Below are 8,338 nucleotides of genomic sequence, written 5' to 3' on the forward strand. Positions count from 1 at the left end.
CCACCCTTAGAACCCGCGGCAGGAAATCGGCAGTTCCCTCGCTTGAGACTTCGTCGATGCCGTTGCCTCACATGAGACTCGCACGCGCTGCTGGATGGCGGAGCATGTTCGGCGGTTAGCGCTCCGCCAGATCAAGAACCCGCGACTAGTGCGTCGTACACGCGCTCGAACCGTTCGTGGACACCGTCGTAGTACTCCCGCGTCTCATCTTGCGGCGAGTAGGTACCGGCGGGTTCGTGATCGGCCGGATCCACGTCCGGAGCCAGCGACTCGAGCATCAGCAGAGCGGTGCCACGGGCGGTGGAGCGCTTCATGACCTGATGAATCACCGGTTTGCCCAGGTAGTCGCCCAGAATCTGCAACCACGACGGCAGATCCTGCGTCACGCTTCCGGCGGCCACGATCTTCTCGACGTCTTTGGCGGCTTCTTCCATCTCATCGGCCACCCGCCGGTACGACGCCGCGATACCCTCCAACATTCCGCGGGCCATCCCCGCTGCATCGGTGGACGCGGAAACATCCACGAATGCGGTGCGCGCGCTGCCGGCCCAGCCGGTGGAACGCTCGCCGGTCAGGAAAGGCAGCACTCCCGGGGTCGAGGTCGACACAGCTTCCCCGGCAATCTCATCCAGGTCAACGCCGTCCAGATTCAGAGTGGTCTCCAGCCAGCTGACCGCACGGCCCACATCATTGAGGGCGCCACCCAGCAGGCAACGTTTGGAGTCGATCCGGTAGCACCACAGTCCGAGCGGAATGTCGTTCGGGCGGTGATGCAGAAGCACCCGCATGGCACCGGAAGTGGCTGCAGAGACGACCATGGTCTGTTCGTTGTCGCCGCCCACACCGATGTTGGCGCACAACCCGTCGGCCACAGGCGCGTACCACTGGGCACGGGAGAGACCCTCCCAGCGTTCGGTGCGCTCGGGGTCCACGTCCGGCAGCGGTTGATCGGGGTCAAGGATCGGCGAGAGGACATCCTCAGAGATCCCTGCTGCCTTGAGCATGCGCTGATCCCAGTTGCCGGAGCGCCGGTTGAGCAGCCCGGTCCACGCGGCGGTCGCGGTACCCGCCGCAGTAGTTCCGAGAAGCTTCAGCCACACATATTCACCGATGGACATCCATCGAACGGCCTCCTCCATGACCTCCGGCTGGGTCTCCGCCAGCCAGCGAAACCTCGGCGCCAGGTAGCTGGTGTGCAGCCGGGCACCCACGATGTCCTGTACTTCGCGCTCGTCCAATTCTTGACGCAGTTGCGCGAGCTGCGGCGCGCAGCGGGAATCCGCATACGTGAAACACGGGGTAATAGCGCTCCCCTCCTCGTTCACGCCCACGAGCGATGACGCAAAAGTATCGAGTCCGACGCCGCGCACTCGCCCGGCCAGCTCAGACCGGTCACACACCAAGTCCAGGATCTCGCTCAACTCCTCAACCACCTGATCGGGGTCGATCACCGATGTGCCGTCGGAGGCCGTGGTGAAGGAATGCGGAACCTTGTGCCGGTAGCCACGGACCGGGGTCCCGGTGGCATCGTGGAGGGAACCACGGCTCGCGGTGGAACCCACATCGAGAGCCATGACCAACGGGTCAACCGCTTTTTTGAGTTCGACAGCGAACTCCACCGCGTCGTCCGGGCGCGGTGTGTCCTTGTGCTTGCCCATGATTCCTCCTGCTCCGTTGCGGTGGATCGCTGTCTTCAGTCTATGGAGCCGGGCAGAGCGGCGGGCGGGAGCAACTCGCGTGAGTGTCGAGTGGAACTGAACAGAGCGGCGTCGGCGTATCAAAATTTGAGACGCATGACCGACATATGGATAGCGTCGTGGGCCGCGCGTATCCTGGAACGAACAAATCTTTTCGGGTCACGGCACAATCGAGCCGTGCGAGAGCCCGAAGCACACCTTGGAAGGAGTCACTGTGCCGCAGCTGCGATCAGCAACGTCAACCACCGGCCGGAACATGGCGGGAGCGCGCGCCTGTGGCGGGCCACCGGCATGGGGAGCGAGGACTTCGGTAAGCCGATCATCGCGATCGCCAACTCCTTCACCCAGTTCGTCCCCGGGCACGTCCACCTCAAGAACATGGGCGACCTGGTGGCCTCCGCGGTCCAGGAAGCCGGCGGCGTGGCCAAGGAATTCAACACGATTGCCGTGGACGACGGTATCGCCATGGGCCACGACGGGATGCTCTACTCGCTGCCCTCCCGCGACATCATTGCGGACTCCGTGGAGTACATGGTCAACGCGCACTGCGCGGACGCTGGTGTGCATCTCCAACTGCGACAAGATCACCCCGGGCATGCTCATGGCTGCCCTGCGATTGAACATCCCCGTGGTGTTCGTCTCCGGTGGCCCCATGGAATCCGGTGAGGGCGTGGAAGGCGTGGTGGAGCACCGCGTGGACCTGGTGGATGCCATGGCACTGGCCGTGGACGAATCCGTCACAGATGCTCAGCTGGCCCAGATCGAGGAGAACGCGTGCCCCACGTGCGGTTCGTGCTCCGGTATGTTCACGGCCAACTCGATGAACTGCCTGACCGAGGCGCTGGGCCTGTCCCTGCCCGGTAACGGCACCACGCTGGCCACGCACGTGAACCGTAAGCGCCTGTTCTTGGAAGCGGGCCGCCGCATCGTGGAGTCCGCCAAGCGCTACTACGAGCAGGACGACGAGTCCGTGTTGCCCCGCAATATCGCGACCAAGGCCGCGTTCAGCAACGCCATGGCACTTGACGTGGCCATGGGCGGCTCGACCAATACCGTGTTGCACATTCTGGCCGCCGCGCAGGAGGCCGAGGTGGACTTCAACCTCTCGGACATCGACGCGCTGTCCCGGAAGGTTCCTTGCCTGGCCAAGGTGGCACCGAACTCCACTAAATTCCATATCGAGCATGTGCACCGCGCCGGTGGTATCCCCGCCATCCTGGGTGAACTGCGCCGCGGTGGCCTGCTGGATGAGGACGTCCACACCGTTCACGCTCAGACCATGGGCGAGTGGCTGGATGAATGGGACATCCGTTCGGGCAAGGCCTCGAACGAGGCCAAGGAGTTCTTCCTGGCGGCCCCCGGCGGTGTGCGCACCACCCAGGCGTTCTCGCAAGCCAATGAGTACGAAGACCACGATCTGGACGCGGCCGAGGGCTGCATCCGGGATATGGAGCACGCCTACACCATCGAGGGTGGCCTGTGCGTGCTGTTCGGCAACATCGCCGAGGACGGTGCCGTGATCAAGACCGCCGGCATCGATCCCGAGCTGTTCCACTTCAAGGGCGGCGCTTACGTGGTCGAGTCTCAGGATGAGGCGGTGCACGAGATCCTCTCCAAGAACGTGAAGGAGGGGGACATCGTGGTAATCGCGTACGAAGGCCCCAAGGGCGGACCGGGTATGCAGGAAATGCTGTACCCGACCAGCTACCTCAAGGGCTTGGGCCTGGGCAAGAAGTGCGCGCTCATCACGGACGGCCGATTCTCGGGTGGCACCTCGGGCCTGTCCATCGGTCACATCTCGCCGGAGGCCGCCGCCGGCGGTGCCGTGGGTCTGATCGAACACGGTGACGAGATCGAGATCGACGTGGAGAACCGCGTGCTGCGGGTCAACGTGGACGACGCCGAGCTTGCGCGCCGTCGGGAGGCCAAGGGCTCCGCACCGTGGAAGCCCACCAAGCCGCGTGAGCGCAGGGTGTCCAAGGCACTGCGCGCCTATGCCTCCATGGTGACCTCCGCCGACAAGGGCGCTGTGCGCGTGATCGAGGACTAAATGGAAGTTATTTATTAGTAGCTAAGGCACTAATAAGACGAAAAAGGTGACTCCGTTGATCAACGGGGTCATCTTTTTGTCATATCCCCCTTTTGGGCGGCGCATGTGTCTCAGACAACAGCGCTGGTCATAGGCTCAGCTGTCAGGCACGCGAACTTTTTCGGGCCTTAAGCGAAAGGAATTAACGGATGTCTCAGCAGGGCCCGCACATCACGCAGAGCGAAGAACGCCAGATCCTCAAGGAACGGTTCAATGATGAAACCGTTGGATTCCACAAGGGGCTGGGTGCGCGTCAGCTGCAGATGATCGCGATCGGCAGCGCCATCGGAACAGGGTTGTTCCTGGGCGCAGGTGGCCGGTTGGAGCAGGCCGGACCGTCACTGTTCATCCTGTATGCAATCTGTGGTTTCTTCGGTTACCTGATTCTGCGTTCGCTCGGTGAACTCGTGGTCCACCGGCCGTCCTCCGGCTCTTTCGTGTCCTACTCACGCGAGTTCTACGGCGAGAAGGCCGCGTACGTTTCCGGCTGGCTCTACTGGTTGAACTGGGCCATGACAGCGGTTGCTGATGCCACGGCCATTGCCATCTACATCAAGTGGTTCGGGCAGTACAGCCCGGCCCTGGCTGAGTTTCCGCAGTGGATCCTGGCCTTGGTCGTGGTGATCTTTGTGGTCGCCCTGAATATGGTGTCGGTCAAGGTGTTCGGTGAGTTGGAGTTCTGGTTCTCGCTCATCAAGGTGCTGGCACTGGTGATCTTCTTGATCGTCGGAATTTTCTTCGTGCTCTTCGGAACGCCCACCGGTTCGGAAGTGGGCTTCTCCCTGATCCAGGACAACGGCGGCCTGCTGCCGGCCGGTATTCTTCCCGCGCTGATCGTCGTGCAGGGCGTGGTCTTCGCGTACGCCGGTATCGAGCTGGTGGGTACCACCTCGGGCGAGACCCGCAACGCGGAAAAGGTCATCCCCCGGGCCATCAACACCGTGATCCTGCGCATTGCCGTCTTCTACGTCGGCTCAGTCCTGCTGCTGTGCTTGTTGCTTCCCTACACCGCTTACAGCGCGACCGAGAGCCCGTTCGTCACGTTCTTCTCCTCCATTGGAGTGGGCGCGGCCGGTCCCATCATGCAGCTCGTCGTGATCACTGCGGCGCTGTCCTCGCTCAACGCCGGCCTGTACTCCACCGGGCGCATCATGCACTCGATGGCCCAGGCTGGTTCCGCTCCCAAGTTCGCCGGCAAACTCACGAAATCTGGTGTGCCATTTGGCGGCATTCTCATGACCGCGGGTGTGGCCGTGTTGGGTGTGGGGCTGAACTTCGTGGTTCCTGAGCAGGCCTTCGAAATCGTTCTGAACCTGGCCGCACTGGGAACGATGGCCGGCTGGGCCGCCATCACCATGGCCCACAAGAAGTACGTGTCCATGGCCAAGAAGGGTTTCTACAACCGACCCAGCTACCGCGCCCCGTTCGCACCATTCACCAACTGGTTGACCATTGCGTTCCTAGCGGGTGTGATTGTGCTGATGGCCGTGGACTACCCGGTGGGCACCCTGACACTGGGATCCTCGCTCCTGCTGATACCCATCCTGACGATCGGTTGGTTCGTGGTGCGCGGTCGGGTACGGGCGATCGCCGCTGAACGAGAGGGCTTCACCGGGGCGTTTCCCATTCTTGCGGAGCGCCCGGTGGTGAGCGCATTCCGGGTCGGTCGTGAGCGATCCACCGGTTCCGGCTCCACCACCTCGACTGCTTCACTTCACCAAGTGCCCCAGCCGAATTCCGAGAAGCCGAACCCCGGCAATCCCCACACCGGCCAGTCCGCCACAGATCAGACCACTAACGACTAGACCACCACCGAGAAGCACACCACTCACGGGGATAACTCCCTCTAAGGAGAACGAGACCATGACACAGTTCGTTGACGTACCCAATATGGCCCGATGGATCCAGCGCGAAGGCGTCGAGGGGATCATGCGCAACATGGTCAAGTACTTGGAGAGCGACTTCGCTCGCTGGGAGAAGTTCGACAAGATCCCGCGCGTGGCCAGCCACACGCCTTTCGGTGTGATCGAGCTGATGCCCACCTCGGATGGTGAGGAATACTCCTTCAAGTACGTGAACGGTCACCCGTTCAACCCCGCTCGCGGCTACCAGACGGTGACTGCCTTCGGCGTGCTGGCCAACGTGGACAACGGGTATCCCACCTTCCTCGCGGAGATGACCCTGTTGACCGCGCTGCGCACCGCCGCGACGTCGGCGATGGTGGGCAAGCGTCTTGCGCGCCAGGATTCCAAGCGCATGGCCATGATCGGCGCCGGCTCCCAGGCGGAGTTCCAGGCCCTGGCATTCCGCGCCGCGATGGGTATCGAAGACCTGGACGTCTACGACGTGGATCCCGCCGCGATGGACAAGCTGAAGCGCAACCTGGAACCCTTGGGCTTCCGTATCAACTCGATGTCCTCCACGGATGAGGCTGTGGCCAACGCTGACATCATCACCACGTGCACCGCGGACAAGGCTCAGAACACCATCCTGGTGGACAGCCACGTCAAGCCCGGCGTACACATCAACGCCGTGGGCGGCGACTGCCCGGGTAAGACCGAGCTGGAGGCCGCGATCCTCTACCGCTCCACCGTGTTCGTGGAGTTCCCCGAGCAGACCCGCATCGAGGGCGAAATCCAGCAGGTCGAAGAGGACTTCCCGGTCGTGGAGTTCTGGAAGGTCCTCACCGACCAGGCACCCGGCCGTACCTCCGAGGAAGAGATCACCATTTTTGACTCCGTGGGCTTCGCCATCGCGGACTTCTCCGCCCTGCGCTGCCTGCGCGATTCCACCAACGGTACCGAGCTGCAGAGCTACATCGACCTGGTGGCCGAGCCCGAGGATCCCAAGGATCTGTTCTCGCTGGTGAATTCGCTCAAGCCCGTGGGCTGATCCGGGCTCACACCCCGGCGGCAGTTTCCGCTACTGTGACCTAGATCAGTGCAACAGCACACACTAGGCACCCGGTCCCGTTCACCCACACGCATGGGTGAGCGGGACTGTTCCGAGGGAGAAGTCCGGGGTTTTTCATGGATGCATTAACAGAACTGGTCGGAACGGTGGGCGAGTACGTTTGGTACGTCGTCTTCGCGATCCTGATCGGCGTGGGTCTCTACCTGACCATTCGTACTGGCGTGATCCAGTTGCGCGGACTCCCCGAGATGTTCCGGGTGCTCACGGACCCGCCCGGTGACGCAGAGGACGGCAAGAAGGGCATCTCGTCCTTCCGCGCGTTCACCGTTTCCGCGGCGGCCCGCGTGGGCACCGGCAATATCGCCGGTGTGGCGATCGCCATCAGCCTGGGCGGCCCGGGCGCCGTTTTCTGGATGTGGACCATCGCGGCCATTGGCGCGGCCAGTGCGTTCGTGGAATCAACCCTCGGCCAGCTCTACAAGATCAAGTCCCGGGACGGCTATGTGGGCGGCCCTGCCTACTACATGGAGCGAGGACTCAAGAAGCGTTGGATGGGTTTGATCTTCGCGGTCACCATCACCATCACTTACGGCTTCGTGTTCAACTCTGTGCAGTCCAACTCGATCGTGGACGCGGTCAGCGGCTCGTTCAACCTGGACATGGCCGACAGCCAGAACATGTGGATCCGCATTGTGATCGGCCTGGCCCTGGTGGCCATCACCGCAGCGTCATTTTCGGCGGTATTCGCTCGATCTCCAGCGTGACTCAGATCGTGGTTCCCGTCATGGCCGTCCTGTACCTGATTCTGGGACTGCTGATTGTTGCCCTGAACATCACTGAGGTCCCCGCCATGTTCCTCATGATCGTGGAAGGTGCCTTCGGTATCCGTGAGTTCGTGACCGGCAGCCTGATCGGTGTGCTGATCCAGGGCATGAAGCGCGGCCTGTTCTCCAACGAGGCCGGTATGGGTTCCTCGCCCAACGCCGGCGCCACCGCGTCCGTGTCCCACCCGGCCAAGCAGGGATTCGTGCAGTCCCTGGGCGTCTACTTCGACACCATGATCGTCTGCTCCGTGACCGCCTTCATCATCCTGCTCTCCAACCCGACCTTCGGTGATGAGCGCCAAGGTGCCTCGCTCACCCAGACCGCCTTGGGCGCACAGCTGGGCGAGTGGGCCATCCACTTCCTGACCATCGCGATCTTCCTGTTCGCGTGGTCCTCGGTGATCGGCAACTACTACTACGGCGAATCCAACATCCGGTTCATGACCGGATCCCGTGCGGTCATGACCGGTTACCGCTTCTTGGTGTTGGCCTGCGTGTTCCTGGGCGCCATTGCTGCCCTGGACCTCGTGTGGTCGCTCGCGGACCTGTTCATGGCGTTCATGGCCACCATCAACCTGATCGCTCTGGTCGGGTTGGCCGGGGTCGCCGCCAAGGTGTTGCGCAACTACATGGACCAGCGCAAGGCCGGTGTGGAACCCGTCTTCCACTCCGGTGACATCCCCGGTCTGTCCGGTCTGGGTGCGTGGGACGGCTCAGACTTTGTGACCACGCGCCAGCACTGGATCGTACAGGCGGAGGAGAAGGCCGATAAGAAGGAGGCCAAGCGCGGCTAGCTGTAAGAGGGCATGACGTTA

Annotated in this window: 3 protein-coding genes and 2 pseudogenes; 4 read left to right on the plus strand and 1 reads right to left on the minus strand. The window is 62.6% G+C overall.

Annotated features, from left to right (window positions below):
- Window positions 1-131: 131 nt before the first annotated feature.
- Entirely contained in the window at window positions 132-1,658 is a 1,527-nt protein-coding gene (locus tag YO9_RS0108520; protein ID WP_016997103.1) for a gluconokinase, read from the minus strand.
- Window positions 1,659-1,911: 253 nt separating this feature from the next.
- Here YO9_RS0108520 and ilvD point away from each other — a divergent pair.
- The 4 genes and pseudogenes from ilvD to YO9_RS0108540 all read left to right on the plus strand — a co-directional run bounded on the left by ilvD (window position 1,912) and on the right by YO9_RS0108540 (window position 8,317).
- Window positions 1,912-3,747 (plus strand): annotated as a pseudogene (ilvD, locus tag YO9_RS0108525) (dihydroxy-acid dehydratase).
- 188 nt (window positions 3,748-3,935) lie between these two features.
- Entirely contained in the window at window positions 3,936-5,591 is a 1,656-nt protein-coding gene (locus YO9_RS0108530; protein ID WP_016997105.1) for an amino acid permease, read from the plus strand.
- 58 nt (window positions 5,592-5,649) lie between these two features.
- Window positions 5,650-6,678 carry an ornithine cyclodeaminase gene (locus tag YO9_RS0108535; RefSeq protein ID WP_016997106.1) on the plus strand — a complete coding sequence of 343 codons (1,029 nt, stop codon included), beginning with the start codon at window positions 5,650-5,652 and terminating at the stop codon, window positions 6,676-6,678.
- 137 nt (window positions 6,679-6,815) lie between these two features.
- A pseudogene (locus YO9_RS0108540) lies at window positions 6,816-8,317 on the plus strand (alanine/glycine:cation symporter family protein).
- Window positions 8,318-8,338 lie beyond the last annotated feature (21 nt).

Source organism: Kocuria atrinae C3-8 (assembly GCF_000286355.1).
Classification (GTDB): Bacteria; Actinomycetota; Actinomycetes; order Actinomycetales; family Micrococcaceae; genus Kocuria; species Kocuria atrinae_A.